Origin of the sequence: Bradyrhizobium sp. SEMIA (assembly GCF_014844175.1) — a bacterium.
Classification (GTDB): domain Bacteria; phylum Pseudomonadota; class Alphaproteobacteria; order Rhizobiales; family Xanthobacteraceae; genus Bradyrhizobium; species Bradyrhizobium arachidis.
This window is the reverse complement of sequence record NZ_CP046601.1, coordinates 855,130-881,192: the sequence shown is the minus strand read 5'-3', so window position 1 is coordinate 881,192 and position 26,063 is coordinate 855,130. Positions and strand designations below refer to the sequence as shown.

Below are 26,063 nucleotides of genomic sequence, written 5' to 3'. Positions count from 1 at the left end.
TGGTGCTACCCGGTTCGTGGTGATGGTCAGATCAGTGCGACTGTGACGTCGATGTTGCCGCGCACGGCCCTGGAATAAGGACAGGTCTGGTGCGCCTCATCGACGATGCCGCGCGCGACCTCGTGATCGAGGCCCGGCAGGCTGACATTGAGGCGCGCCCGCAGGGCGAAAGTGCCATCGTCGTGCAGAAGGTCGATTTCCGCATCGATCGCACTTTTCCTGGGAAGCACGATTTTCCGCTTCCGCGCGGCGATCTCCATGGCGCCTTCGAAACATGCCGACCAGCCCGCCGCGAACAACTGCTCGGGGTTGGTGCCGACGCCTGCTCCGCCCGGCGGCGACAATTTGACATCCAGGCGGCCGTCGGAGCTGCGGGACATGCCATCCCCTCGTCCGCCGCTGGTGTGGGTCCTCGCCGTATAGATCAGCTTTGTCGCTTGTGTCATGAAAGTCTCCTTGCCGTCGCGCATCTGACTAGCAGCCACCTCCGCGGCGCGCCCGTTGGGAGTTGTGAGAAATTGTGAGACCGGCAGGGAACCCGGTCAGGGAGGCCCTGCAGACGAGGTCTGATGCCGATGCAAAGCCGGTCTTGCCGGATCGACGTCCGCTCGTTATGCGGTCCTGCAAATGAGCAAGATTTCGTGATGACTGAGCCGGCCGCGCCCGCGGCATCGACATTGTCGTTCGGGCCATTCACCGTGACGCCGCATGAGCGGCTCGTCATGCGCGGCGGCGTCGCGCTGCCGATGGGCGCCAAGAGCTTCGATACGCTGATCGCGCTGATGTCGCGGCCGAACGAGGTCATCAGCAAATGGGAGCTGATGGCGCAGGTCTGGCCCGGCATGGCCGTCGAGGAAGCCAATCTGCGCTTCCACATTGCAGCGCTTCGCAAAGCCCTCGGCGACGGGAAAGACGGCGCGCGCTACATCACCACGCTCTCCGGCCGCGGCTATTGCTTCGTGGCGGCGATCTCGCAAGTGGAGATTCCCGCAGAACGCCGCCCAGCACCGCGGCGCGAACTGCCGCCGGTGAAACTTCCCAACCGGCTGCAGCGGATGGTCGGGCGTGATGATGCCATCGCAGCCATCTCGGACAGGCTCACGACTTCACGATTCGTCACGATCGCCGGTCCCGGCGGTGTCGGCAAGACCGCTGTCGCGGTGGCGATCGCTCACGACCTGCTCGAGACATTCTCGGACGCCGCGCACTTCGTTGACCTTGCTGCGCTCAGCGATCCCGATCTCGTGATCACCTCGATCTTGCTGATGCTGGGTCTGCCGGCGCAGGCCGACGACCCGCTGCCCGCGTTGCTTGCCCATCTGCAGGACAAGCGGATGCTGCTGATCCTGGACAATTGCGAGCATGTCATCGCCGCTGCGGCGTCTCTCGCAGCGGAGATTTTCCACGCCGCGCCGCATGTCCATATCCTCGCCACGAGCCGCGAAGCCCTGCGCGTCGAGGGCGAGCAAGTCTATCGGCTGGCGCCGCTTGCCGTTCCGCCCGACGGCACCGAGCTGACGGCAGCGACAGCACAGACCTATCCAGCGCTCCAGCTTTTCCTCGAGCGGGCGTCAGCCGGCGGCGCGCAGATCGCGCTCGACGATGCCAATGCCGCGATCGTCGCGAACATCTGCCGCAGGCTCGACGGCATGGCGCTGGCGATCGAGCTCGCCGCGGGCCGGGTCGATGCCTACGGCCTGGAGCAGACGGCCACGCTGCTCGACGAGCGCCTCAATCTGCTCTGGCAGGGCCAGCGCACCGCGCCGCCTCGCCAGAAGACGTTGCAAGCGACGCTGGACTGGAGCTACGGCCTCTTGTCCGACACCGAGCGTCTCGTGTTGCGCCGCCTCGCGGTCTTCGCAGGCCACTTCACCATCGACGCCGCGCTGGAAGTCGTGCCGGACGAGCGCGTCGACCGCTCCCGCCTATTCGACGCCATCGACAGCCTCGTCGCCAAGTCGATGGTCGCGCCGCGCCCCATCGGCGCCATGATGCGCTATCGCCTGCTCGACACGACGCGGGCCTATCTGCTCGAGATCGAACCTGATGAGGCGGCACTCGCGGCCCGCCACGCAACCTATTATCGGCGATGGTTGGAACAGGCTGGCGCGATATGGGCCACCATACCGAGCGCCGACGAGCGCGCGATCCATTTCTCCGCGCTTCACAATGTGCGCGCCGCGCTCGACTGGTGCTTTGGCGCGAGCGGCGATGCGGGCATCGGCATTGCGCTCGCGGCATCGGCATCCCCGATGTTCCTGGCGATGTCGCTGCTCATCGAATGCCGGCGCTGGTCGGAACGGGCACTGCTTGCGATTGATCCGTCAACGCGCGGCAGCGCCGAGGAAATGCACGTCCAGGCCGCGCTCGGCCTGACCTTGATGTTCACGCGCGGCGGCAGCGAGGCGGCGCGTGGGGCACTGGAGAGAAGTCTCGCGATCGCCGAGGCTCGCGGCGATGCGCCGAACCAGCTCCAGCTGCTTGGCCGCATGCATATCTTCCACGAACGGATGGGACGGTTCGACGCCGCGCTCGGCTACGCCCAGCAGAGCCTCAAGGTCGCCGAAGCCCTCGGCGATGCTGCTTCAATTGCCCTCGCAAGGTCGCTCCTGGGTGTCTCCTTGCATCTGGCCGGCGAGCATCGCGACGCGCTGACCATGCTGGAGGCGGCTTGGCAAGGCCCGGGCACGGAGCGGATCAGCACGATCCACGGCTTCGATCACCGCAACCGGGCCGGCATCTCGCTCGCGCGCGAGCTTTGGTTGCAGGGCCGGTCCGAGGATGCACAGCGACTGGCGCGACAGACGGTCGATGATGCCGCGCAGATGGACCATCCGATCACGCTCTGCATCGCGTTGATATGGCTGGTCTCGATCGATCTCTGGAGCGGAAACCTCGACAGCGCGGAAGAGAACATCGACCGCTTCATTGCCCATGCCAATTCGCGCTCGATGGGCCCCTATCTCGCGGTTGGCCGCGGCGTCAAAGGCGAAATCGCGATCCGGCGCGGCGATGCCGCGGTCGGTGTCGAGACGATCACAGCCTGCCTGCGCGAGCTTCACGACGCCGGTTACGAGCTGCTCACCACGACGTTCAACATCGCTCAGGTCCACGGCCTGCTGGCGCTCGGCCAGATCGAACGGGCCGCGAGCCTGATCGACGATGCCATCGGCCTCGTCGAACAGAGCGGCGACCATCTCTACATGCCCGAGCTGCTGCGCATGAAGGCCAAGATATTGCTGTCGCTACCGGAGCCGAACACCGGCGACGCTGAGGCCTGCCTCATGCGATCGCTGAAGCTCAGCCGCGACAAGGGCGCGAAAGCCTGGGAGCTGCGAGTGGCGATTGATCTTGCGCAGCTTCTCGCTGAATGGCGCAGCCGCAAGGACGCAAGGCAATTGCTCCAGACGGCGCTCGAAGGTTTTGCCGATGGCTCCGAGACGGCTGATATCAGGGCGGCCGGCGTGCTGCTGGCGACGCTGTAGCGGACTAAAGCGCGACGAGATCAGGACGAATCGTCATTGCGCTTTAGGTTATTGTTTGAGCATGATCTTTTCGGAAAACCGCTGCGCACTTTTCCGGATCATGCTCTACCCCGTCGGGGTGCCCTGCTTCCATTGGCCGCCGGCGATCTTGGCGGCGGCGATCACGGCCTGCGTCCGGCTCTCGACGCCGAGCTTTTGCAGGATCGCCGAGACATGCGCCTTGATGGTGGCCTCGGACACGCCGAGCTCATAGGCGATCTGCTTGTTGAGGAGGCCTTCCGACAGCATCATCAGCACCCGCACCTGCTGCGGCGTCAGCGTCACCAGGCGGTCGCGCAGGCGCGTCATGTCGGGATCGGCAGCGGCGGACAGGTCGGTGTCGGCGGGAACCCAGACGTCGCCCTCCATCACCTTGAGGATGGCGTCGCGCAAGGTCTCGACGCCGAACCGCTTCGGAATGAAGCCGGAGGCGCCGAAATCGAGCGAGCGGCGGATCGTGGCATTGTCGTCGGAGGCCGAGACGATCACCACCGGGATCGCCGGATATTGCGCGCGCAGATAGATCAGGCCGGAAAAGCCGGAGATCCCGGGCATCGACAGGTCGAGCAGGATCAGATCGACGTCGGAGGCCTGTTCCAGAAGCCTGGTCAGATCCTCGAACGATCCGGCCTCGTCGATCCTGGCAGAGGTCAGGACGCCCGCCACCGCCTGCCGCAGCGCATCGCGGAACAGGGGATGGTCATCGGCAATGACGAGATGGGTCGAGGGAGCGTTCATCGTTCTCTTGCTGGCAATCACCGGCCAGTAAGCCGGTCCGGGGCCTCGGTCAATTCTTTCCCGACCCGCCGTGGCATGCAAGCAGACAATATCCCTTTGCGGGAACGGGGTTAATCCAAAGTCGAGCACTATCGTGCCACCTGGAGGCTGCGCGCCGTCAGGTGCGCGTCAGTGCGCAAGGCCGAAAGTCGTATTGGGGCGGGTTTCACGCCGATGTTACCTTGCGCCCCAAGACCTGGGTTGATCCGGCATGCCCGGACATCCGGGGCGCGAGGAAACGCATTTCGGGGAGCGACTCAACATGTCGACAATGGCTGTGTCTCAGACAGGCGCAGGAGGGATGACGAAGGACGAACGTTTCGTCATTCTCGCCTCCTCGCTCGGTACCGTCTTCGAGTGGTACGACTTCTATCTCTACGGTTCGCTCGCCTCGATCATCGGCGTGCAATTCTTCTCGGACTATCCGCCGGCCACACGCGACATCTTCGCGCTGCTGGCATTCGCCGCGGGCTTCTTGGTCCGGCCGTTCGGCGCCATCGTGTTCGGCCGTGTCGGCGACATCGTCGGCCGCAAATACACCTTCCTCGTCACCATCCTGATCATGGGTCTGTCGACCTTCATCGTCGGTCTCTTGCCCAACGCGGCGACGATCGGCATCGCGGCGCCGATCATCCTGATCGCGCTGCGCCTCGCCCAGGGCCTGGCCCTCGGCGGCGAATATGGCGGTGCGGCGACCTATGTCGCGGAGCATGCTCCGAACGGCAAGCGCGGCTACTACACCTCCTTCATCCAGACCACCGCGACGCTCGGCCTGTTCCTGTCGCTGCTGGTCATCCTGTTCACCCGCACCGCGACCGGCGAAGCCGAGTTCGCGAAGTGGGGCTGGCGCATCCCGTTCCTGGTCTCCGTGCTGCTGCTCGGCATCTCGGTCTGGATCCGGCTTCGCCTCAATGAATCCCCGATCTTCCAGAAGATGAAGGATGAAGGGAAGAGCTCGAAGGCGCCGCTGACGGAAGCCTTCGGCAACTGGCAGAACGGCAAGCTCGTGCTGCTCGCGCTGCTCGGTGGCGTGATGGGCCAGGGCGTGGTCTGGTACACCGGCCAGTTCTACGCGCTGTTCTTCCTGCAATCGATCCTGAAGGTCGACGGCTACACCGCCAACCTCCTGATCGCCTGGTCGCTGCTGCTCGGCACCGGCTTCTTCATCGTGTTCGGCATGCTCTCCGACAGGATCGGCCGCAAGCCGATCATCCTCGGCGGCTGTCTGATCGCGGCGCTGACCTTCTTCCCGATCTTCAAGATGATCACCACCAACGCCAACCCGGCGCTGGAAAAGGCGATCGAGTCGGTCAAGGTCGACGTGTTGGCGGATCCCGCAGGCTGCGGCGACCTGTTCAACCCGGTCGGTACCCGCGTCTTCACCGCGCCCTGCGACACCGCGCGCGCCTACCTGTCGCAGTCGTCGGTCAAGTACTCGACCACGTCGGGCCCGGCCGGCTCCGGCGTCAAGGTGGTGGTCAACGGCAAGGAAGTTCCGTACACCAGCGCCAAGGACAGCAACCCGGCCGTTCTCGCCGCGGTGCAGGCGGCCGGTTATCCCAAGACCGGCGATGCGGGCATCGTGAAGATGGCGCATCCGTTCGACATCTTCCGTCCGCAGGTGGCCGCGACCATCGGGCTGCTGTTCATCCTGGTGATCTTCGTCACCATGGTGTACGGCCCGATCGCCGCGATGCTGGTTGAACTGTTCCCGACCCGCATCCGCTACACCTCGATGTCGCTGCCCTACCACATCGGCAACGGCTGGTTCGGCGGCCTCTTGCCGGCAACCGCCTTCGCGATCGTGGCCTCGACCGGCGATATCTATGCAGGTCTCTGGTACCCGGTCATCTTCGCGGCCATCACCGTCGTGATCGGTTTCCTGTTCCTGCCCGAGACCAAGGACGTCGACATCAAGGCGACCTGATCGACACAGCGATCGACACCACAAGCCGCCGCGGAGCGATCCGCGGCCGGTTTCATTTTGTGGATTCCTGGTTTGACGCGTTCTCTTCACGCGAACCGGTACCCACTTCGCTCGAAAACGCTCTACTGATTGCTGCCGATGAATTGCAGCACGACCTCGCGCCGGTGCGGGCGCGCGCGATGCTCGATCAGATAAATCGCCTGCCAGGTGCCGAGCGCGAGCCTGCCGTTCAGGACCGGCACCTGGAGCGAAGTCTGCGTCAGCATCGTCTTGACATGCCCGGGCATGTCATCCGGTCCTTCCGTGTCGTGTGTCCAGCCGGCATTCTCGGGCGCTAGCCGCGACAGTGCCGTGGTGAGATCGACCAGCACGGACGGATCGGCATTCTCCTGGATCGTGAGCGAGGCAGAGGTGTGCCGGATGAACAGCGTCAACGCGCCCTCACGCGCGCGGGCCTCGTCGATGAATTTCGTGGCTTCGCTGGTGAGATCGGTGAAGCCGCGGCCCGGCGTCTGCACGGTCAGCAGCGACGATGCGATCGTCGTGGCTTGCACTGACGACGGCGCCGAGCGGGTGACGGATTTGGTGGATGTCATCGAAATCTCTCAACTCGGGAAGCTGCCGTAGGGTGGGCAAAGCGGAGCGTGCCCACCAATGTGCGCGACGACATCAAGGTGGTGGGCACGGCGCTTTGCGCCTCTGCCCAACCTACGGCAGCTCGTCGCGCATCAAATCTTCCCCGACACGTCCTTCTGCACGCGATTGGCCATGTCGATCAGCCGGCGCCAGGCCTTTTCCAGGAACGACATCACGCGGTCCATGTCCTGGTCGCTCGGCAGCGGAATCTCGATCTTGCGGTCGCCCTCGGCGACCTTCGGCTCCGCCTTCTTGAGCGGATCGGATTTCGGCAGCGCCTCGTCGATCTTGCCCGAGACGGTCGGCCCGGCCGCGAGCTGCCCCTTCAGCTTCTCGACTTCGGCCTGGAGCCGGCCGATCTCGGCGTCGAGCGCAGTCCGTTCGTCGGGCACAGCGTAACAGGCCCAGCCGGCGCCGTTCTTGGTGCAGGTCGACACCGTGCCGGTGCGGGTGTCGAGCCGCAGCACGCCCTCGGGAATCGGCGTCATGCTGTAACGGCCGTTTTCACTGTCGGGCGCGGATTGGGCGGCAACGATGCCGCCGCCGGCGGTCATCGCCGCGGCGAACGCCATCGCCGCAAGCCAAGATGCCGTGCAAGTTGTTGTGGATGGTTTCGCAGGTCTCATCGCGCTCTCCGCCACGACGCGCCGGTGGCGCTCTCGCAATTCTACACCCCGGCCGGCGATCCGCCGCCCAAAACGCGCGCACGGCATCAACGATCACGGCGGCCCCTTTGATCCCGGCAGCACGGCGAAATGGGGACCGCTTCCCCCGATCATGCCGAGAGCTGCTGCGGTGCGGCGTCACGCTGTGTGCAGCACTGCCGCGCGCGGCGATACCATAAACAAAATCAGCTAGATAGCAGAAAGCGACGCAATCGTGACTTGGCTTGACTTGATTATGGGCCATCAGTATGGTCCGCGCGGCTTTTGAGGGTGGCGGGCGTAGTTTCCATTCAACCGCGGCGTTTCTGGTCTTCGTGGCATGGCTCAAGACACGGGACACGACGAGAATGGAAATCGCGATAGATCGCCCGAGGAAGCTGCGCTTTCCGAACGGCTCGGAAGTCTTGATAAGCGGTTGTCCGAAATTCGCGGCCGCCACATCAAGACCGAGCAACCCACAGGTGACAGTGGAGACGGAGCGGCCAGAGCCTCGGCGATGGCGCTTGGTTTTCGGTTATCCTCGGAGTTGGTCGCCGGTGTCGCTGTCGGAGCGGGGATTGGCTGGGGGTTCGACCGCTTGCTGTCGACGTCGCCTTTCGGGTTTATCGTGTTCCTGCTGCTGGGCTTCGTCGCCGGCGTGGTGAATGTGGTGAGATCGGCGGGCGCGGGTCAAAACAGGCGCGGTGGTTCGTAAGCCGATCCCACAGGAGAGGAATGATCGCGCCGGCTTCGCCGGTGCGGGCCGGCCCGGCCGGCAGACCGAGACCCGCCGGCATTGCCCGGCAGACCAAGAGATGCCGCGCTGATGAAAATCGACCCGATCCACCAGTTCAACATCGAGCCTCTCTTCACCCTGGGCCATATCGGCAATCACACGATCGCCTTCACCAATTCATCGCTCTACATGCTGGTGGCGGTCGCCATCATCTCGATCCTGATGCTTGCCAGCGGCACGCAACTGGTTCCCGGGCGTCTGCAGTCGGTCGCCGAGATCTCCTACGAATTCGTCGCCTCGACCATCCGCTCGACGGCCGGCGCGGAAGGCATGAAGTTCTTCCCGCTGATCTTCTCGCTGTTCATGTTCATCTGCGTCTCGAACCTGGTCGGCATCATTCCCTACACCTTCACGATCTCGAGCCATCTGATCGTCACCGCCGGGCTGGCGCTGCTGGTCTTCTTCACCGTGCTGATCTACGGCGTCGCCAAGAACGGCCTGAAATTCTTCTCGATTTTCGTTCCCCACGGCGTCCCCGGCTACGTCCTGCCGCTGGTCATGTTCATCGAGATCCTGTCGTTTTTCCTGCGGCCGGTCTCGCACAGCATTCGTCTGTTCGCCAACATGCTGGCCGGCCACATCGCGCTGAAGGTGTTCGCGGGCTTCGTCGCCATGCTTGGCTTCTCGCTCGGCGCCATCGGCTGGGTCGGCGGCGTGCTGCCGCTCGCGCTCACGATCGCGCTCTACGCCCTCGAGATCCTGGTCGCGTTCCTGCAAGCCTATGTGTTTGCGATCCTGACCTGCATCTACCTCAACGACGCCATTCATCCGGGACACTGAGCGGTCCGGGGAATTTCCACCCACAACCCAATCTTTCTTCCAAGGAGTCTAAAATGGATCCGGCAGCAGCAAAACTTATCGGCGCGGGCATCGCGTGCATCGGCATGGGCGGTGCGGGCGTCGGCGTGGGCGTGATCTTCGGCAACTACCTCGCCGCAGCCGTCCGCAATCCGTCCGCCGCTCAGGGCCAGTTCGGCAACCTGATCTTCGGCTTCGCCGTGACCGAAGCGCTCGGCATCTTCTCGCTGCTGATCGCTCTGCTTCTGCTGTTCGTTTTCTAAAGAACGACCTCTTCCGCGCGCTTCATCCGAAGCGGCGCGTGACAGCAACAGGAGTACTCCATGGCCGAGAGTCATGGCGGGGCGAAAGGTCCGGCGACTGACGCCCACACCGAAGCCGACGGCGGTCATCACGGCGGCGGCTTTCCGCCGTTCGAGACCAGCACCTTTGCTTCGCAGCTGGTGTCGCTCGCGATCTTCTTCGTCCTGCTTTACGTGATCGTGTCCAAGCTCGCTCTGCCCAAGGTCGGCGGTGCGATCGAAGCGCGTCAGAACAAGATCGAGGGTGACCTCACTGAGGCGCAGGCGCTGAAGGACCAGTCCGAGGCGGCGCTGAAGGCCTATGAAAGCGAGCTCGCTTCGGCGCGTTCGCGGGCGCAGGCGATCGGCAACGAATCCCGCGACAAGGCGAATGCGCAGGCGGATGCCGAGCGCAAGGCGCTGGAAGAGCAGCTGGCGGCCAAGCTCGCCGAGGCGGAGAAGACCATCGCCTCGACCCGCACGACCGCCATGAGCAACGTCCGCGGCATCGCGGCCGATGCGGCAGGCCAGATCGTGCAGCAGCTCACCGGCGTCGTTCCGGATGCGGCGTCGGTCAATGCCGCCGTTGATGCGTCCTTGAAGGGTTAGTCGAGATGTTCTTCGATCCTGAAACCTGGGTCGCCGTCGCCTTCGTGATCCTGATGGTCGTGTTCGGCTATCTCGGGGTGTTCAAGTCGGCGCTGACCGCGCTCGATCATCGCGCCGAGCGCATCAAAGCCGAGCTCGACGACGCCACGCGCCTCAAGCAGGAAGCGGCCAAGGTGCTCGCCGACTACAAGGCGCGCAGCGCCACCGCCGAGCGCGAGGCTGCCGACATCATCGCCAATGCCAAGTCCGAAGCCGAGCGCATCGCGAGCGAGGCCAAGGCGAAGATGGAGGATTTTGTCGCCCGCCGCACCAAGACCGCAGAGAGCAAGATCGCGCTCGCCGAAGCCCAGGCGCTCGCCGATGTCCGCGCCGCAGCCGCGGAAGCCGCCGTCCAGGCCGCCTCGACGATCCTGTCGCAGTCGGTCAAGGGCCAGGTGGCCGACGATCTGCTCGCCAAGGGCATCAACGAGGTTCGGCAGAAGCTGAACTGAGAACAGAAGCCCTCACCAATCAAAAAGCCGGCGCGATGAGCGCCGGCTTTTTTGTTGGCCTAGGTCGATCGTAGACGGATCGGCCGTTTGGCTGTCTAATCGAGCGATCCGGGCCATGATCTTTTGAGATCGCATGAAAACTGTCCAATGCAGTACGCACGGTCGGCAGCCGATGACGTTCGTGTGCCAGCACGTCGTCCATGGCCTCACGAGGCGCGAACGCGTTGGCTTCTTCTGGGCATCTGATTCAGGGAATCCAAGATCCGATGCATGGTGCGGTGAGTGCAATAACCGGGTTGCCGAAACCGGCGGTGAGTGGATCGGTGATGCATTGGAGCATCTCGATCCAAAGGTGCTTTGCGGAGCCTGTTACGACCTCGCAAAGCTCTTCCATATGGGCGGAAACCCCTGGTCCTAGCGTCACCCGAGGGTGACGCTGCCCAGAGATACAGCCTACTTCTTCTTCCCTCGCCCCTTCGGCTCGGGCGAGAGCGCCTGCGGGTCGAAGCCAACATAGAAGATGTAGGAATCGGCGACCGCGGCCGACGGCACCGGGTAGGACAGGTCCTCGGCAACGAAGGTGAACGGCACGCTGCCGCCCTCCGCCATCTCGACCGTGGTCCGGTAGGCCTTCGAGGCGATCACTTTCTCGCCGACGCCGCCCTGCACCACGGCGACGCGCAGGGGCACTTCGACCGTCGATGGCGCGCCGGCAGGACCGGCGATGACGCGGCCCTGGATGCCGATCCGGGCCGTGATCTCGCCGCCGTTCCGGACACATTCGCGCGCCATCTTGGTGATCGAGGCCTGGAAGCGGACGTCGTTGCCGACGGCCGGCTTGCCGGTAGAGCCGACCCCGTAGGTCGAGGCGCCAGCGCGCACCGTGACCTGCGGGCAATCGACGTCGTCATCGGCGGCCGGCTGGCCCGGCGCGGGCGCCGGCTTGGGCTGGGCCGGCTCGTCGGACTTGCCGCCAAAGAGGTTCTTGAAGCGGTCGGTGAGCGACTGGGCCGCCACCGGAGAGACCGAGGCGAGCGCAACCGACAACGCCAGCGCGATCCCCGTCCCCCGTCGCAACGCATTCCGCGATGACCGAAGCTCCTGCACCATCGACACCCATACTCCATGACAAATACCGGCCGATCACCGCCGGCCATGCGCGTTATATCGTCAAAATCGGCGAACCCAAGGCAGCAAAAGGCCGTCGCAATGCGACTTTGGCCACAGGAAGGGCTGGGTTCAGCCGCGGAAATCCTCGTGCAGCAGGCCGAACAGCAGATGGTCCTGCCAGACCCCGTTGATGCAGAGATAGCGCCGCGCGAGCCCCTCGCGGGAGAAGCCGCACTTCTCCAGGACACGGATCGACGGCGCATTGGTGGGGATGCAGGCGGCCTCGACCCGGTGCAGATTGAGCTCGCCGAACAGCGTCGGCAGCAGCACCCGCAGCGCCGCCGTCATGTAGCCGCGATGGGCATGGGGCTGGCCGACCCAATAGCCGATGGTGCCGGCCTGCACGATGCCGCGGCGGACATTGGCGAGCGTGATGCCGCCCACCATGGCCCCATCGAGCTCGCGGAAGATCAGGAAGGGGTAGGAGCGGTCCGCAGCAATGTCCTCGGAATAGCGGCGCAGACGGCGGCGGAAGCCAGACCGGGTGAGATCGTCCGACGGCCAGATCGGCTCCCAGGGCGTCAGGTAATCGCGGCTGCTCTCGCGCAGATGCGCCCATTGCAGGAAGTCCGACATCTGCGGCGCACGCAGCAGCAGCCCGTTGCCGCGCGGAGCGAGGGCGGCGGGTCCACTGGAAGGCAGGCGAAAGAGAGCCATGGTGATGCTTCCCGAAGGCGGAGGCTCCGTGGCGCGGCTCCTAATGCAGCCGCGCCTTGGCGCGCGCCCGCGTCAATCCTTCCGCAAAAGACACCGCCGTGTCCAGACCCCTGCCGCTGCCCAATGCGACAACTGCAGGGCGGCTACGCGAAAGCAGCGCACGCGCGGCATCCCGGGTCGATTCGACACTGACCGCGTCGATCCGGGCCACCAGTTCCTGCACCGTCTGCGGCCTTCCATAAGCCAGCACGTGCCGGGCGAGTTGCTCGGCGCGGGACGAGCAGCTCTCCAGCGCCATCAGCAGGCCTGCCTTCATCTGCGCCTTGGCCCGCGCGATCTCGGCCTCGGCCAGGGTCTCGACCGAATCATTCATGATGTCGACCACGACCTCCATCATCTCCGGCGCGTCGGCCGGATCGGTTCCGGTGTAGAGGCCGAAGAAGCCGGTGTCGGTATAGGGGGCGTGGAACGAGTAGATCGAGTAGCAGAGGCCGCGCTTCTCGCGGACCTCCTGGAACAGCCGCGACGACATCCCGCCGCCCAGGATGTTGGTGAAGACCTGGAGCGAGAACAGCGACGGGTCGGTCTGGGGCACGCCTTCCAGCGCCAGCGTCAGATGCGCCTGCTCGAGCTCGCGATGCACCACCTTGGCGCCGCCCTTGCCGAACTGCGCCGACTGCGGCTTCGGACCCGGCGTCGCCTCGAAGCTTGCAAAGCGCTGCTCGACCTCAGCAACCACTTGTTGGTGATCGACCGCGCCAGCGGCCGCCACCACCATGTCGGGGCCGCGATAATGCGTCGACAGATAGCCGCGCAGCATGTCGCGGTTGAAGCTGCGCAGCGTCTTCGCGGTGCCGAGCAGCGAGCGGCCCATCGGCTGGTCGGGATAGCAGAGCTCGTTGAGATGCTCGAACACGACGTCGTCGGGCGTGTCCTGCGCAGCGCCGATCTCCTGCACGATGACGTTCTTCTCGCGCTCGAGCTCGTCGGGCTCGAAGGCGGGATTGGCGAGGATATCGGCGAGCACATCGAGCGCCAGCGGCACGTCGGCCTTCAGCACCCGCGCGTAATAGGATGTCGTCTCGGTCGAGGTGCCGGCATTGAGGTCGCCGCCGACCGCCTCGATCTCCTCGACGATCTCGCGCGAGGAGCGCCTGGTCGTGCCCTTGAACGCCATGTGCTCAAGGAGATGCGAGATGCCATGCTCGTTCGGCTTCTCGTCGCGGCCGCCGACGCCCGCCCAGACGCCGAGCGCCGCGGTCTCGAGATGGGGCATCTTGTCGGTGACGACGGTTAGGCCGGAGGCAAGCTTGGAGATCTCGACGCTCATCCGGCAACTCCCTGTTTTGCGGCGCGGCTGACCGACAGCACGAACCGCTCGACCTCGGCCTGATCGTTTTTCATCACCTTCATGTGTTCGGATTTGGTCATGAGACCGTCGAGCCAGGCCGGCAGTTGCGGCCGCTGGCCGCAGGTCGCCTCGACCGCGTCCGGGAATTTGGCCGGATGGGCCGTAGAGAGGGATCGCAGCCGCGGTCTCGGTCTCGTCGGCGCGGCCTGCGTCGAACTCCTCCCGGATCGCCGCCAGCGTCGCATCGGGCAGCACGAAGCGCCCCGACTGCTTCAGCGAGTCCATCAGGCGGCGCACGCCGGCCGCATCGCGCTTGCCGGCTTCGAACAGCAGCCGCTCGAAATTCGAGGAGATCTGGATGTCCATCGACGGCGAGGCGGTCGCATGCACCTCGCGCACCTCGTAGATGCCGGTCTTCAGCGTGCGCGCCAGGATGTCGTTGACGTTGGCGGCGATGCAGAGGGTACGCACGGGCAGGCCCATGCGCTTGGCAACATAGCCGGCAAAGATGTCGCCGAAATTGCCGGTCGAACGATGAAGTCTACCGCGCGCGCCGGCGCGCCGACGGCAACGGCCGAGGTGAAGTAGTAGACCACCTGGGCGACGATGCGCGCCCAGTTGATGGAATTGACACCGGAGAGCGAAGTCGCATCGCGGAAGCGATGGTTGTTGAACATCCCCTTCACGAGCGCCTGGCAGTCGTCGAAGGTACCTTCGATGGCGAGCGCATGGACGTTGGCCGCGCCCGTCGTCGTCATCATCCGCTGCTGCACCTCGGAGATGCGGCCGTGCGGAAACAACACGATGAGATCGACATTCTCGAGGCCTGCGAAGGCTTCGACCGCGGCGCCGCCGGTGTCGCCCGACGTCGCGACCACGATGGTGGTGCGCTGGCCGCGCTTGGCGAGCACATGGTCCATCAGCCGCGAGATCAGCTGCATCGCCACGTCCTTGAAGGCGAGCGTCGGACCGTGGAACAGCTCCAGCACGAACTGGTGCGGCGCCATCTGGCGCAGCGGCACCACCGCGGGATGGCGGAAGGTGGCGTAGGCCTCGTTCGCCATGCGGCCAAGCTCGGCGTCCGATATCTCGCCGCCGGCGAAGGGGCGGATCACGTCGACTGCGACCTCCCAATAGGGGCGACCGAAAAAGCCGGCGATGGCTTCGGTCGAGAGCTGCGGCCAAATGGCCGGAACATACAGGCCGCCGTCACGGGCAAGCCCAGTCAGCATCACGTCGCAGAAGCCGAGTTCGGGGGCCTCGCCCCGGGTCGAGATATAACGAGTCAAACTGCCCTCCAAAGGCCGGCCGGGCCAAAGCTCGATCCGTAAGCCTTTGATTTTACGAAAATACTTGTTAACAGCCAGAGGCTTTGGGCCACCATAAAGTGTTTTGCGGCGTCGGGAAACCGCTTCCCGTCGAGGCCTCTGCAACGAAAAGGGCTGCGGCGATGCCGCAGCCCTCTCTTGGAAGGTCTGTCGTTGAGTGTGCAGACCGGTTTGCCTCGTGCGGGTCGCGGGCCCGCTAAACTATCGGCACCAGCTTTCGTTGCCTGTCATCAGATCGTCAAGAGCGAAAACTGTGTACGCCGAAAGATGTTCCCTGTTTTTCCCGGGATGCTTCGGCCCGCTCTTTGGCATTCGCATGCAGGTTCATTCCTGACTTTGCCACGTTTTCCCGAATTTATCACCCGCCTCGGGAACGAATGACCCGGCGGCCGATTGTGTCGGCGGATGGCACCCGCCGTCATCCACGCATTGCCCGGCCGACGGCGGCGCCGATCCGTCGACCGAACCGCTGCATCCTGGAGCAGCCGGTTCGGTCGCCGACGGATCTCAGCTCATCCCGATTTCCACCGCGATCCTGATCAGGTCGGAATGGTTCTTGGCCCCTAACTTCTGCTTGAGCAGGGACGTGGTGTTCGCGACGGTCTTGTAGGAGATGCCGAGCGCCTCGGCGACCTCGACGATCTTGTCGCCGCGCCCGAGCAGGCGAAGAATCTCGAGCTCCCGCGGCGTCATCTGCGAAGCCGGATTGGCCTTGATCGCGGCGCCGGAGAACGTCACGGCCTCGGCGAGTTGCGGCGAGATGAAATTGTCACCTGCGACGACCTTGCGCACGGCTTTCAGCAGGATCCTGGGATCGTCGCCCTTGGAAACATAGCCCTGCGCGCCGAGCTCAACGGCCCGCACCACGAAGGCCGGATCGTCGTTCATGCTGAACATGATGATCTTGGCGTCCGGATCGTCCTTGCGGATGCGTCGCATTAGCTCGAAACCGGAGACGTCGGGCAGGCTGATATCGATCACGGTGACGTCAGGCCGCTTGCTGACATAGGCGCGATGTCCGGATTTAGCATCCGTCGCCTCGTCGATGCGGATCGAATGGTCGGACGCGAAAAGCGTCCGGCATCCGGACAGCACCACAGGATGGTCGTCGACGATCAGAACCTTGGTCGCCGGCTTGGCGGTATCTTGCATCGCGCGCTCTCTTGTTTTTCGACTCATAGACCGGCGGGAACAAATGGAAAGAGCAAATCGCCCCGATGCGCGTTAGAATTGACCTAATGTGGCAACGGCTCTCGTTCAGAACCCAACTGTTTCTTCCGCTCGGCTTGAGCTTTCTAGCCGCGCTGGCCATGGGCGGCGTGCTGCTCCAGACATTCGCGACCGGCCAGCTGGCCGACGAGAACGAGCCAGGTCGGCGCTCGACCCGGACCGTCGCCGTCGCACTCAACAACGCCCTCGGCGCCTCGGATAACCCGCGGAAGATCCTCGATGCGTTCGTCCATTCGCTGGATCCCTCCTCTGATATCCAATTCCGCCCCATGGAAGCAGGTCCCGCGCCCCCTGTGAAGGACCGTCTGCACGATCTGCATGGCGTGCCGCAATGGTTCGCAGACCTGATCGTCATTCCGGACATGGACGCGGCCTCACCTGTCATCATCGACGGCAGGCGTGTCGGTGACATCGTCTTCATGCCTGACCTGTCGGCCGACCTGTTCGAGAAATGGATCGGCTTTCTGGCGCTGACAAGTCTGATCGCCGTATTGACGGTTCTGACCGGCACGATCGCTTATCTGTTCACAGAATCAGCGCTGCGCCCTCTGCAAAAGCTCGGCGCAGGCCTCACCCGAATACGGCGCGGCGATTACGCGATGCCGATTCCGGTGGCAGGGCCGCCGGAGATCCGGCAGAGCTGCGAGGAGGCCAACGCGCTGGCAACGACGCTGGCGGAATTGAGCCAGGACAATCGCGACCTGCTGCATCGCCTGGTGTCGCTCCAGGACGACGAGCGGCGCGACCTCGCCCGCGAGCTGCATGACGAGCTCGGACCGCTGCTGTTCGGCATCCGCGCCAGCACCATCGCCCTGGCCGAGGCCTCGCCACGGGCAGGAAATCTCGGCAATTCGGCGCAGGAGGTGATGCGGTCGGTCGAGGCGCTCCAGCAGGCCAATCGCCGCATCCTGGACCGGCTGCGGCCGCTCTACATCGAGCAATTGGGGCTCCAGACCAGCTTGCAGACGCTGCTCCAGAACTTTCGCAGACAGGCGCCGCATGTCAGCCTGACGGCCACGATCGATGCCGCTCTGAACGAGATCGACGGACCGCTGGCCCAGACCGTCTATCGCGTGATCCAGGAGGCGCTAACCAACGTGCTGCGCCATGCCAATGCCCGCAACGCCCATGTGCAGGCCACCATGGCGGGCGAGGCGCTCGCCATCGAGATCTCCGACGACGGCGGCGGCTTTCCAGAGAGCAACGTCTTTGGCCGGGGTCTGACCGGCATGCACGAGCGCGTGCGCGCTCTCAGCGGATCATTGTCATTGCTGCGCGCGGACGATCGAACCTATGTGCGCTGCCAGCTGCCGGTGGATGCGACGCGAGAAGAGCAGCGGCCGCGGAGCTAAAGCGCGATGAGATTGGGATGAATCGTCATCGCGCTTTAGGTTGTTGTTTGAGCATGATCTTTTCGGAAAACCGCTTCGCACTTTTCCGGATCATGCTTTAGCACGCGCAGCCATCGTGGGAGTTCTGCGGCGACGGCGTGCACAGCGTACTGTAAATCTTGCCTTCCGCGCTGAAGCGGAACGAGGCGTGGATGCGCAGTGAGCCCGCGATGGAATATTCGAGATCGATGCCGTGCGGCACAGGATTGATTTCTTCGAGGCCGAATCCGACCGACGAGAAAGTGCTGAGCCGGGGTCCCCAATAGGTTTCGAGCTCGTTTCGCCCACGATAATGTTGCGTGCCGTTGCAGGTGCATTCGACCCGGGCGTCGTCCGCATAGAGGTCGAGCAGGCCCGCAAGGTCGCCTGTGCGGCAGGCGTCGACCCAGTCGACGACGATTCCCATCTGATCAATATCGCTCACGCCAACATCCTGTTTGCCGCGAAAATTTTCGCGCGGCTTAGGGCCACAGTCGTGAATATGCGCTGAATAATAAAGCCCGGATGATTGCGGGTTCCCTCTGGGAACCTGCGGTCATGTCAGGCCGGGCGTCGTCCTTTCATCCAGACGCCGAACGCGATCAACACCGCGCCTGCGAGGGCGAACCAGGTGATGGCGTATTGCAGATGATCATCCTTCAGATGCACGTCGAGCGGACCCGGGCGCGGGATGCCGTTCTCGGGCGCAGGCCGCTCCAGGTCGATATAGAACGGCGCAACCGTGCCCCAGCCCAGCGCGCTTGCGATTGCCCGATGATCGCGCACGAACCAGAGTCGCTTGTCGCGGTTCTCCGCCGGCGTCAGCCAGCCCGACGCCTCGGGAAAGCGCAGATAGCCGGTGAGCACGACGGGCTGCCCGGTGACGAGCTTCTTCACCGCACGATCCTCGACGCCGCGGTCCTGCATCGTGTTCTCGACGAAGCCGGCGTCGATCACGATCGTCTCACCGCTCGGAAGGCGCGCCGGCAGGAAGGCCCAGGTGCCGGGGCCGGAGGCGTCCTTGCGCACGGCCGAGCCGGAGGAATAGATCATCGCATCAGGAAGCGGCGCATAGGTCGCGGTAAAGCTGACGCGGCGGAATTCGTCGTGCGCGGGATCGAGCGCGGTCCACTGCGACGGCGGCGGCAGCGCGACGGGCGCTTCGGCCAACCGCTCGGTGAGCGCCGCGATCAGCTCGTGCTTGGCGGTCCGGCGCTGCAATTGCCAGACTCCGAGCGAGATCAAGACCACCGTCAGGAACAGCGTGAACAGCGCGAAGCCGGCCACGCGAGGCTTGCGCGCCGGCTCGTTCATTTCGCGCGGTCGACCAGCCGGCCCGGCGCCGCCTTGTGGTGGAATTGCAGCGCGATCAACAGCGACTTCATCGCACGCAGCGGCAGCAGCGTGGTGGCGAGGATCAACGGCAGCCAGAGCGCTGCATGCAGCCAGAACGGCGGCTGGTACTTGACCTCGACGACGAGCGCGCAGCCGACCACGATCGCACCGGCCAGCATGATGATGAAGATCGCCGGACCATCGCCGCTGTCGATGAAAGCGTAATCGAGGCCGCAGCGGTCGCAGGACGGCGCGAGCGTCAGGAAGCCCGCGTAGAGCTTGCCCTGGCCGCAGCGCGGACACTTGCAGGCAAGCCCGCGCATCGCGCTTTGCAGGACGGTTGTCTCGGGCTCGGATGTGCCGGTGGCGTCGTTCATGATCGCGGGACTCTATCACAGTTTCCGCCGAAACTTGCGGCGGCAGAAAATGCGAAAGGGCGGCCCTGCGGCCGCCCTTTCTGATCAATTCACGACGACTTAGTGCGCGCCGTGGGCCATGGTCTCAGCACCGTGTCCCCACACATAGATGCAGAGGAACAGGAACAGCCAGACCACGTCGACGAAGTGCCAGTACCAGGCGGCGAACTCGAAGCCGAGATGCTGCTTCGGCGTGAAGTGGCCGGCATAGGCGCGGAACAGGCAGACCAGCAGGAAGATGGTGCCGACCAGCACGTGGAAGCCGTGGAAGCCGGTGGCCATGAAGAAGGTCGCGCCATAGACGTTGCCGGCGAAGGAGAACGCCGCGTGGCTGTACTCATAGGCCTGCACGCAAGTGAAGAGCGCGCCGAGCACGACGGTGAGGATCAGGCCGTACTTCAGGCCCTGACGATCGTTCTCGAGCAGCGCATGGTGAGCCCAGGTCACCGTGGTGCCTGAGGTCAGCAGGATCAGCGTGTTCAGCAGCGGCAGGTGCCAGGGATCGAAGGTCTCGATGCCATGGGGCGGCCAGGTGCCGGGGACCGCGCAGGCACCGGCCTGGGTGCCGAGGCCGCAGCCGAACACCGCATCGCGGGTGGCGTGGACGGCGTCGGCCGGGAACAGCGCCGCATTGAAATAGGCCCAGAACCAGGCCACGAAGAACATCACCTCGGAGGCGATGAACAGGATCATGCCGTAGCGGTGATGCAGCTGCACGACGCGGGTGTGGTCGCCCTTGTACTGGGCTTCCTTGATCACGTCGCCCCACCAGCTCGCCATGGTGTAGAGCACGCCGACGGTGCCGACACCGAACACGATCGGCGCGGCCGAGAACATGTGGTGCATCCAGGCGATCGCGCCGACCGCCATGATGAAGGCCGAGAGCGAACCGACCGCCGGCCAGGGAGAGGGATCGACCAGGTGATAGTCGTGATGCTTGCCTTGCGCGGTAGCCATTTGCGGTCTCTCTCCTCAATCCCGTGCCTGTCCGGCACTTATCCCCTTGTTTCCAACCCCTGGGCGAGCCCGGCGATCAGAGATTTCCCTTGCGTTTGTCGTTCTCGCCGGAGGCGAGCGGCTTCACCACCGGATCCTTCACCGGATAGAACGTGTAGGACAGCGTGATCGTGTTCAGCCCGTCGTTCTCGTGATCGTCGGCGATCGACGGATCGACATAGAACACGACCGGCATCTCGCGCTTCTCGCCCGGCGCCATGGTCTGTTCGGTGAAGCAGAAGCAGTTGATCTTCTGGAAGTAGGACCCGACCGTCAGCGGCGCGACATTGTAGGCGGCCTGGCCGGCGGTGGTGCGCGCGGCCTGGTTGGTCACAGTGTAGAACACAGTCACGACCTGGCCGATATTGACCTCGATCTCGTTCTGCTCCGGCTCGAACTTCCAGGGCAGGCCGGGCGCGACGTTGGAATCGAAGCGCACCGAAATCTTCCGCGCGATCGGGCCGCTGGCGGGCGCGGAGGTCGCGACTTGCGTCGTGCCGTTGAAGCCGGTGGCGCGGCAGAACCAATTGTAGAACGGCACCGCCGCATAGGAGGCGCCTACCATCAGCGCGACCACGCCGCCGCAGATGGAAGCAACCACCACATCGCGGCCCAGCCCGCCACCCTTGGCCGGCTTACGATTGGCCGGCTTGGCGCTGACGTCCTCCAATATGGTCGGCTCGTGATCCATGATTCCTACATCGGCCGGACTAGCACTGCCGGTCCCTTGACCATGGTGACGGCGAAGAACAGCACGACGAGCACGCCGAGCGCCAAAGCAATGGCAATGGAGCGCTGACGACGACTCTTCTTCTGCGCCTCGGTGAGGACGATTCCATCTGGCTCGGGTTTGTCGGCCATTCCTGCCTCATGCGCCCCCAACCATCGGAGCAAGCGCCCTGAACACGACCTCGGCCAGCAGGGTCGCGAACAGCGCGAACAGATACAGGATCGAGAAGGCGAACAGCTTTCGCGTCGCGCGCAAGGACTGGCTGCGCTCGCGACGGACGTAGACGTTGATCGCGAGCACCAGCATGCCGGCGCCGAGGATCAGCGAGACGACGCCGTAGACGGCGTCGAAATAGCCGAGCGCCCACGGCGCGGCGGCGACCGCGATCAGCACGATGGTGTAGAGCAGGATCTGGAGCCGCGTCGCGTCGGGGCCGGCGACGTTGGGCAGCATCGGAATGCCGGCGCGCGCGTAATCGTCGGAGCGGAACAGCGCCAGCGCCCAGAAATGCGGCGGTGTCCAGAAGAAGATGATCGCGAACAGCAGCAGCGGCTCGACGTCGACCGTGCCCGTCACCGCGGCCCAGGCCACCACCGGCGGCAGCGCACCGGCGGCGCCGCCGATCACGATGTTCTGCGCGGTCCAGCGCTTCAGCCACATCGTGTAGATCACGACGTAGAAGAAGATAGTGAAGGCGAGCAGCGCGCCCGCGATCCAGTTGACGAGGATGCCGAGCGTCATCACCGAGAAGAAGGCGAGCGTCGTACCGAACGCCATGGCCTCAGGGCGGGTGATGCGGCCGCGCGGGATCGGCCGGTTCGCCGTGCGCGACATTTTCGCGTCGATGTCGCCTTCGAGCGCCATGTTGAGCGCGCCGGAGGCGCCGGCGCCGACGGCGATGCACAGCAGCGAGGTGATCGCGAGCACCCAGTGGAAATGCCGGCGCCATCGCCATGCCGACCAGCGCGGTGAAGATCACCAGCGACATCACCCGCGGCTTGAGCAGCGCGATGTAGTCGCCAACCTCCGCTTCGGAGATGCGGGGATTGATGTCGATGGCGTTGTGGTCGAGAACGGACACTAATCTAACTCGCTTCGTTATAGAGCCGCGGCGCCCATGACGGGCGCCGCGGAAGATGGCTTACTGCACGCGGGGCAGCACTTCGAACTGGTGGAAGGGCGGCGGCGAAGGCAGCGTCCACTCCAGCGTGGTCGCACCTGCACCCCACGGATTGTCGCCCGCCGGCACCTTGCGGGCGAAAGCGTCGATCACGCAGTAGAGGAAGATCAGGACGCCGAAGCCCGAGATGTAGGAGCCGACCGACGAGACCAGGTTCCAGCCGGCGAATGCATCGGGATAGTCGACGTAGCGGCGCGGCATGCCCGACAGGCCGAGGAAGTGCTGCGGGAAGAACACCAGATTCACGCCGATGAAGGTGACCCAGAAGTGCGCCTTCGCCAGCGTCTCGTTGTACATGTAGCCCGTCATCTTCGGGAACCAGTAGTACCAGCCGGCGAAGATCGCGAACACCGCGCCGAGCGACAGCACGTAGTGGAAGTGCGCGACGACGTAATAGGTTTCCTGGAGCACGCGATCGACGCCCGCGTTCGCCAGCACGACGCCGGTGACGCCGCCGACGGTGAACAGGAAGATGAAGCCCACCGCCCAGATCATCGGGGCGCGGAATTCGATCGAGCCGCCCCACATCGTGGCGATCCAGGAGAAGATCTTCACGCCGGTCGGCACCGCGATCACCATGGTCGCGGCGACGAAATAGGCCTGTGTCGCCGAGGACATGCCGACCGTGTACATGTGGTGCGCCCACACTACGAAGCCGATGCCGCCGATCGCAACCATGGCGTAGGCCATGCCGAGATAGCCGAACACGGGCTTGCGCGAGAAGGTCGACACGATCTGGCTGACCATGCCGAAGCCCGGCAGGATCAGGATGTACACTTCGGGGTGGCCGAAGAACCAGAACAGGTGCTGGAACAGCACGGGGTCGCCGCCGCCGTCGGGCGCGAAGAACGTCGTGCCGAAATTGCGGTCGGTGAGCAGCATGGTGATCGCGCCGGCGAGCACCGGCAGCGACAGCAGCAGTAGGAACACCGTCACCAGGATCGACCACACGAACAGCGGCATCTTGTGCAGGGTCATGCCCGGCGCGCGCATGTTGAAGATCGTGGTGATGAAGTTGATTGCGCCGAGGATCGACGAGGCACCGGCGAGATGCAGCGACAGGATCGCGAAGTCGACGGCCGGGCCCGGATGGCCGGAGCTCGACAGCGGCACGTACATGGTCCAGCCGGCGCCGACGCCGTTGGCGCCCGGCTCGCCCTCGACGAAGGTCGACATCAGCAGCAGCGCGAACGAGGCCGGCAGCAGCCAGAACGAGATGTTGTTCATGCGCGGGAACGCCATGTCGGGCGCACCGATCATCAGCGGCACGAACCAGTTGCCGAAGCCGCCGATCATCGCGGGCATGACCATGAAGAAGATCATGATCAGGCCGTGGCTGGTCACGAAGACGTTGTAGGTGTGCGTCTCGTGGAAGATCTGCACGCCCGGATACATCAGCTCGGCACGGATCGCGATCGACATCGCGGCACCGATGATGCCGGCGACGACCGCGAAGATCAGGTACATCGTGCCGATGTCCTTGTGATTGGTCGAATAGACGTAGCGCCGCCATCCCGTCGGATGGGCGTGCTCGTGGTCATGCGCGTGATCGCCGTGTGCCGCTGCGCTCGTTGCCATTTTCAAATCCTGCCTTGCGTCCCGTTCGGACCTTTTTGGAGGTCCCGCCCTTTATCTCGCTTACAGTCCCCTCGAGCCGTCACCCGACGCTTACTGCGTCGGGCCGGCCGCGGAGGCGTAGGTGCTGGTGCCGCCGCTTGCAAATTTCTTCTTCGCCGTCTCGACCCAGGAGGCGAATTCCTGGTCCTCCACCACGCGGATCGCGATCGGCATGAACGCATGGTCCTTGCCGCAGAGCTCCGAGCACTGGCCGTAGAACATGCCGGTCTTGGTGGCCTTGAACCAGGTCTCGTTCAGCCGCCCCGGAATGGCGTCGATCTTGACGCCGAAAGCCGGCAGCGCGAAGGCGTGGATGACGTCGGCGCCGGTGACCTGGACGCGAATCACCTTGTTCACCGGCACCACCATCTCATTGTCGACGCCGAGCAGGCGGGGCTGCTTGTCCTGGGCCATCAGCGAATCGAACTCGAACTTGCCGTTATCCGGGTAGGCATAGGACCAGTACCACTGCTTGCCGGTCGCCTTGACGGTGATATCCGCCTTCGGCACGTCGAGCTCCAGGAACAGAAGCCGGAACGACGGCACCGCGATGCCGACCAGGATCAGCACCGGAACCAGCGTCCACACCACCTCGATCAGCGTGTTGTGGGTGGTCCGCGACGGCACCGGATTGGCCTTCGCATTGAACTTCAGCACCACGATCACCAGCAGCGCCAGAACGAACAGCGTGATCAGGGTGATCAGTACGAACAGGAAGTTGTGGAACCAGACGATGTTGTCCATCACCGGCGAGGCGGATTGCTGAAGCGTCCATTCCCACGGCGCCGGTTGCCCGAGCTCTGCGGCGAATGCCTTCCCGCCCGTCGCCAGCGTCATGCCAGCCGCCACCAAGGCGATGGTGGCCATTCCCAGCAAATGCCGGCCCACCCGACCCATCGACATCCTCATGCCGTTCGCGCTCCCCTTACGAAATCACCCCAAGTGCGCTCCCCTATTTTTGGGAAACGCTTATTCGATCCGCCCGTCTGACAAACCGCCGCGCAAGAATACCTCTAAGAGGAATTGGGGCCAGATCGCTAGAACGCCGAAATCAAGCCTCTCAAACCATAATTCTTGATCTATCGCAATGCAGTCTTGAGCCCGGTCTGTCAGCGATCACCCGCAAGATATTTCCTAGTAACATCAGACAAAAATACCGTTTCCCGGGATGCTGCGGCTTGACAGCGGCATTGCCCGCGGTAGGCACTGGCGAACAGCCGCGCAGGAACCTGATTCGTGCTGATGCTGGCGGTGTGAGCGGCGCGGAATTTGCTAGGGAATCGCCTTCAAGCCGCCGTCATTCCCGTATCAGTCCGCCAGGTGCGAGCGACCCAGGCGAGCAGAGGGACCGACCCGATGGGGTTTTCGAGATGCATGGCGAGGCTGGCTAAAAGGCAGGCTGACGGCCTCACGGCGCTGGCGGCCCTGCTGGCTGCGGTCGTCCTGCTGGCGCTGCCCGGCCTTGCCCATGCGCAGGGCGCGGTGCGCTCCGTCCATGGCGACTGGCAGATCCGCTGCGACACCCCGCCGGGCGCCCAGACCGAGCAATGCGCCCTGATCCAGAGCGTGGTCGCCGAGGACCGCTCCAATGCCGGCCTGACCGTGATCGTGCTCAAGACCGCCGACCAGAAGAGCCGCCTGATGCGCGTGGTCGCCCCGCTCGGCGTGCTGCTGCCCTCCGGCCTCGGGCTGAAGCTCGACAATCAGGACGTCGGCCGCGCCGGCTTCGTCCGCTGCCTGCCCAATGGCTGCGTCGCCGAGGTCGTCATGGACGACAAGCTGCTCGGCCAGCTGCGCAGCGCCAAGACCGCGACCTTCATCATCTTCGAGACCCCGGAAGAAGGCATCGGCTTCCCGCTCAGCCTGAACGGGCTCGGCGAGGGCTACGACAAGCTGCCGTAGCACCGCTCACGCCGCGTCGACGCAATAGAGCTCCGTGTCGCACCAGCCGCAACGATAGATGCGGCCTCTTCCGGCCACCGGCCCGACCAGCGCCTTGCGCCGGCATGTCGCGCAGACGACGCCGTCCACCGTGTCGCAGCCCGGGTGAGCTGCGACATAGGCCTCACGGGTGGGATAGGAGGTCCAGTAGCGGCGGTAGACGAACTGGTTGAACAGCAGGACCAGCCCCAGCGCGCCAAAGCCGATGATCAGGCCGTGATACTGATCCCAGAACACAAGCAGGGAATTCCACATGCTT

The 26,063-nt window shown here is 64.5% G+C and carries 26 protein-coding genes and 2 pseudogenes; 9 read left to right on the top strand and 19 right to left on the bottom strand.

The features are described from left to right. Positions 1-26 precede the first annotated feature (26 nt). Positions 27-446, bottom strand: coding sequence for an organic hydroperoxide resistance protein (locus FOM02_RS04205; protein ID WP_027561981.1), 420 nt, complete (start codon positions 444-446; stop codon positions 27-29). A 198-nt stretch (positions 447-644) separates the two neighbouring features. On the opposite strand from FOM02_RS04205, the gene FOM02_RS04200 reads away from it, so the two are divergent. Further along, complete coding sequence (locus FOM02_RS04200) at positions 645-3,485, top strand: ATP-binding protein (protein WP_265441458.1); 2,841 nt, start codon at positions 645-647, stop codon at positions 3,483-3,485. A 105-nt stretch (positions 3,486-3,590) separates the two neighbouring features. Here the strand turns inward: FOM02_RS04200 and FOM02_RS04195 are convergent, their stop codons facing one another. Further along, positions 3,591-4,262 (bottom strand): response regulator, encoded by a 672-nt coding sequence (locus FOM02_RS04195; RefSeq protein ID WP_027561979.1) that lies wholly within the window; start codon positions 4,260-4,262, stop codon positions 3,591-3,593. A gap of 340 nt (positions 4,263-4,602) precedes the next feature. Between FOM02_RS04195 and FOM02_RS04190 the strand changes: the two genes are divergently transcribed. Further along, positions 4,603-6,228 carry an MFS transporter gene (locus FOM02_RS04190; RefSeq protein WP_181411734.1) on the top strand — a complete coding sequence of 542 codons (1,626 nt, stop codon included), beginning with the start codon at positions 4,603-4,605 and terminating at the stop codon, positions 6,226-6,228. A 122-nt stretch (positions 6,229-6,350) separates the two neighbouring features. Here the strand turns inward: FOM02_RS04190 and FOM02_RS04185 are convergent, their stop codons facing one another. Beyond that, positions 6,351-6,824, bottom strand: a complete 474-nt coding sequence (locus FOM02_RS04185; RefSeq protein ID WP_027561977.1) for a secondary thiamine-phosphate synthase enzyme YjbQ — start codon at positions 6,822-6,824, stop codon at positions 6,351-6,353. A 132-nt stretch (positions 6,825-6,956) separates the two neighbouring features. After that, complete coding sequence (locus FOM02_RS04180) at positions 6,957-7,490, bottom strand: hypothetical protein (protein WP_027561976.1); 534 nt, start codon at positions 7,488-7,490, stop codon at positions 6,957-6,959. 358 nt (positions 7,491-7,848) lie between these two features. Between FOM02_RS04180 and FOM02_RS04175 the strand changes: the two genes are divergently transcribed. The 5 genes from FOM02_RS04175 (at position 7,849) to FOM02_RS04155 (ending at position 10,483) form a co-directional block, all read left to right on the top strand. Then, positions 7,849-8,223, top strand: a complete 375-nt coding sequence (locus FOM02_RS04175; protein ID WP_027561975.1) for an AtpZ/AtpI family protein — start codon at positions 7,849-7,851, stop codon at positions 8,221-8,223. 111 nt (positions 8,224-8,334) lie between these two features. Then, complete coding sequence (locus tag FOM02_RS04170; protein WP_027561974.1) at positions 8,335-9,084, top strand: F0F1 ATP synthase subunit A; 750 nt, start codon at positions 8,335-8,337, stop codon at positions 9,082-9,084. Between the two features lie 53 nt (positions 9,085-9,137). Next, positions 9,138-9,365: a F0F1 ATP synthase subunit C gene (locus tag FOM02_RS04165; protein ID WP_018643436.1), complete on the top strand. Its 228-nt coding sequence runs from the start codon at positions 9,138-9,140 to the stop codon at positions 9,363-9,365. A gap of 60 nt (positions 9,366-9,425) precedes the next feature. Further along, on the top strand, positions 9,426-9,992 hold the full coding sequence (locus FOM02_RS04160; RefSeq protein WP_027561973.1) for an ATP synthase subunit B: 567 nt from the start codon (positions 9,426-9,428) through the stop codon (positions 9,990-9,992). 5 nt (positions 9,993-9,997) lie between these two features. Next, positions 9,998-10,483, top strand: a complete 486-nt coding sequence (locus tag FOM02_RS04155; protein ID WP_265441457.1) for an ATP F0F1 synthase subunit B — start codon at positions 9,998-10,000, stop codon at positions 10,481-10,483. 453 nt (positions 10,484-10,936) lie between these two features. On the opposite strand, the gene FOM02_RS04150 is transcribed toward FOM02_RS04155, so the two are convergent. The 5 genes and pseudogenes from FOM02_RS04150 to FOM02_RS04130 all read right to left on the bottom strand — a co-directional run bounded on the left by FOM02_RS04150 (position 10,937) and on the right by FOM02_RS04130 (position 16,141). After that, positions 10,937-11,593 carry a hypothetical protein gene (locus FOM02_RS04150; protein WP_027561971.1) on the bottom strand — a complete coding sequence of 219 codons (657 nt, stop codon included), beginning with the start codon at positions 11,591-11,593 and terminating at the stop codon, positions 10,937-10,939. Between the two features lie 129 nt (positions 11,594-11,722). Next, entirely contained in the window at positions 11,723-12,310 is a 588-nt protein-coding gene (locus tag FOM02_RS04145; protein WP_011084002.1) for a GNAT family N-acetyltransferase, read from the bottom strand. 40 nt (positions 12,311-12,350) lie between these two features. Continuing rightward, entirely contained in the window at positions 12,351-13,640 is a 1,290-nt protein-coding gene (locus FOM02_RS04140) for a M16 family metallopeptidase (protein WP_027561970.1), read from the bottom strand. Continuing rightward, positions 13,637-14,950, bottom strand: a pseudogene (thrC, locus tag FOM02_RS04135) (threonine synthase). Before thrC ends, FOM02_RS04140 begins: the two are co-directional and overlap by 4 nt. Positions 14,951-15,496: 546 nt before the next feature. After that, positions 15,497-16,141, bottom strand: coding sequence for a response regulator transcription factor (locus tag FOM02_RS04130; RefSeq protein WP_027561968.1), 645 nt, complete (start codon positions 16,139-16,141; stop codon positions 15,497-15,499). 86 nt (positions 16,142-16,227) lie between these two features. Here FOM02_RS04130 and FOM02_RS04125 point away from each other — a divergent pair, with 86 nt between their 5' ends. After that, the gene (locus FOM02_RS04125; RefSeq protein ID WP_027561967.1) at positions 16,228-17,571 is read left to right on the top strand and encodes a histidine kinase; all 1,344 of its coding nucleotides are present in this window, start codon (positions 16,228-16,230) and stop codon (positions 17,569-17,571) included. Positions 17,572-17,668: 97 nt separating this feature from the next. Here FOM02_RS04125 and FOM02_RS04120 read toward each other — a convergent pair whose 3' ends face one another. The 9 genes and pseudogenes from FOM02_RS04120 to coxB form a co-directional block, all read right to left on the bottom strand. Next, positions 17,669-18,034: a nuclear transport factor 2 family protein gene (locus tag FOM02_RS04120; RefSeq protein ID WP_027561966.1), complete on the bottom strand. Its 366-nt coding sequence runs from the start codon at positions 18,032-18,034 to the stop codon at positions 17,669-17,671. 116 nt (positions 18,035-18,150) lie between these two features. Then, positions 18,151-18,903 (bottom strand): SURF1 family protein, encoded by a 753-nt coding sequence (locus FOM02_RS04115; RefSeq protein ID WP_027561965.1) that lies wholly within the window; start codon positions 18,901-18,903, stop codon positions 18,151-18,153. Beyond that, a complete protein-coding gene (locus FOM02_RS04110) occupies positions 18,900-19,301 on the bottom strand; it encodes a DUF983 domain-containing protein (RefSeq protein ID WP_027561964.1) in 402 nt (133 codons plus the stop codon). Before FOM02_RS04110 ends, FOM02_RS04115 begins: the two co-directional genes overlap by 4 nt. Positions 19,302-19,400: 99 nt before the next feature. Continuing rightward, positions 19,401-20,297, bottom strand: a complete 897-nt coding sequence (locus FOM02_RS04105) for a cytochrome c oxidase subunit 3 (RefSeq protein ID WP_027561963.1) — start codon at positions 20,295-20,297, stop codon at positions 19,401-19,403. A 76-nt stretch (positions 20,298-20,373) separates the two neighbouring features. Further along, positions 20,374-21,027, bottom strand: a complete 654-nt coding sequence (locus FOM02_RS04100) for a cytochrome c oxidase assembly protein (protein WP_027561962.1) — start codon at positions 21,025-21,027, stop codon at positions 20,374-20,376. Positions 21,028-21,032: 5 nt separating this feature from the next. After that, the gene (locus FOM02_RS04095; RefSeq protein WP_018644977.1) at positions 21,033-21,197 is read right to left on the bottom strand and encodes a hypothetical protein; all 165 of its coding nucleotides are present in this window, start codon (positions 21,195-21,197) and stop codon (positions 21,033-21,035) included. A gap of 7 nt (positions 21,198-21,204) precedes the next feature. Further along, positions 21,205-22,147 (bottom strand): annotated as a pseudogene (locus tag FOM02_RS04090) (heme o synthase). Between the two features lie 60 nt (positions 22,148-22,207). After that, positions 22,208-23,824: a cytochrome c oxidase subunit I gene (ctaD, locus tag FOM02_RS04085; protein ID WP_027561960.1), complete on the bottom strand. Its 1,617-nt coding sequence runs from the start codon at positions 23,822-23,824 to the stop codon at positions 22,208-22,210. Positions 23,825-23,914: 90 nt separating this feature from the next. Then, positions 23,915-24,772 (bottom strand): cytochrome c oxidase subunit II, encoded by an 858-nt coding sequence (gene coxB / locus FOM02_RS04080; RefSeq protein ID WP_027561959.1) that lies wholly within the window; start codon positions 24,770-24,772, stop codon positions 23,915-23,917. A 447-nt stretch (positions 24,773-25,219) separates the two neighbouring features. Here coxB and FOM02_RS04075 point away from each other — a divergent pair, with 447 nt between their 5' ends. Further along, positions 25,220-25,765 (top strand): invasion associated locus B family protein, encoded by a 546-nt coding sequence (locus tag FOM02_RS04075; RefSeq protein ID WP_027561958.1) that lies wholly within the window; start codon positions 25,220-25,222, stop codon positions 25,763-25,765. Positions 25,766-25,771: 6 nt separating this feature from the next. On the opposite strand, the gene FOM02_RS04070 is transcribed toward FOM02_RS04075, so the two are convergent. Further along, entirely contained in the window at positions 25,772-26,059 is a 288-nt protein-coding gene (locus FOM02_RS04070; RefSeq protein WP_035730640.1) for a hypothetical protein, read from the bottom strand. Between the last annotated feature and the right edge of the window lie 4 nt (positions 26,060-26,063).